Here is a 1,079-nt window from a genome sequence, read left to right as displayed (position 1 = left end):
GTACCGGGTCATCACGTTGGTGTCAGTCGGGTGATCGGCGGGTGGCCTCCGAGGGCTGAGTGGCGCCGTCCAGTGTTGTAGTGCTCGAGCCAGGGTGCAAGCGCTGCGGTGCGGTCTGTGTTGGTGAGGAAGACGTGCCGGTAGGCCCATTCGGTCTGCAGGGTGCGGTTGAAGCGTTCGACCTTGCCGTTCTGCCAGGGGCAGTGTGGCTTGATGAACTTCTGCCGGATCCCGTGCGCGGCGCAGATCTCGCGCAGCGAGAACCTGTAGGCCCAGGCGTTGTCGGTGATGAGCCGCTCGATGCGGGGGATGCCGTGGGCGGCAAAGTAGGCGATCGCGCGTTCCAGGAACGCCGCGCAGGTGGCTCCCTTCTCGTCGGGCAGGACCTCCGAGTACGCGAGCCGGGAGTGATCGTCGACGAGTGAGTGGACATAGTCATACCCGACCTTCGTGTTCCGGTCTCGCAGGATGGATCCGCTGGCGCGGCCGTGTGCTTTCCAGCCGCCGCCGTCGGGGATCTTGCCGAGCTTCTTCACGTCCATGTGGACCAGCTCGCCGGCCCGGTCCCGCTCGTAACGGACCGCGGTGGTCTTCGACGCGCGGATCACCTCCCCCGTGATCGGATCCAGTGCCCGCAGCGGCGGGACGCCGTGACGGGCGAGGATGCGCGAGACCGTCCGAGCCGACATGCCCAGTCGCGCGGCGATCTCCTCACGCCCGATGCGCTCCCTCTGGCGCAGCTCGAGCACTGCCTCCTCGCGCCCGGGACTCGTACGCGTCGGGCTGGTGTGCGGACGCGAGGAACGGTCGACCAGCCCAGCCTCGCCCTCGGCGCGGTAACGCTCGATCCAGCGCTTCACGCAACGACGTGAGACTCCCATCGCCGCGGCGATGTGCGCCTGCTTCCAGCCGGCTCGGGCACGTTCAATGATCAACCGCCTGCCATGAACGGTCAGACGGGCGTTAGCGTGGGCCATGGGACCTCCGTGTGCTTCGTGAAGACGTCAGATATCTCCACTAAGCCCGGAGGTCCTCCCCATTCACAATCCCAACGAGGGGACCAACCTCATGGCCGGGTA

Annotated in this window: 1 protein-coding gene; it reads right to left on the bottom strand. The window is 66.8% G+C overall.

Translation table 11 applies throughout. The annotated features are described in order from the left end of the window. Nucleotides 1-11 precede the first annotated feature (11 nt). Nucleotides 12-977, bottom strand: coding sequence for an IS481 family transposase (locus MR1_RS19130; protein ID WP_067250893.1), 966 nt, complete (start codon nucleotides 975-977; stop codon nucleotides 12-14). Between the last annotated feature and the right edge of the window lie 102 nt (nucleotides 978-1,079).

The sequence above is a fragment of the Microbacterium resistens NBRC 103078 genome, from assembly GCF_001552355.1.
GTDB lineage: Bacteria > Actinomycetota > Actinomycetes > Actinomycetales > Microbacteriaceae > Microbacterium > Microbacterium resistens.
This window is presented reverse-complemented; position numbering and strand designations above follow the sequence as displayed.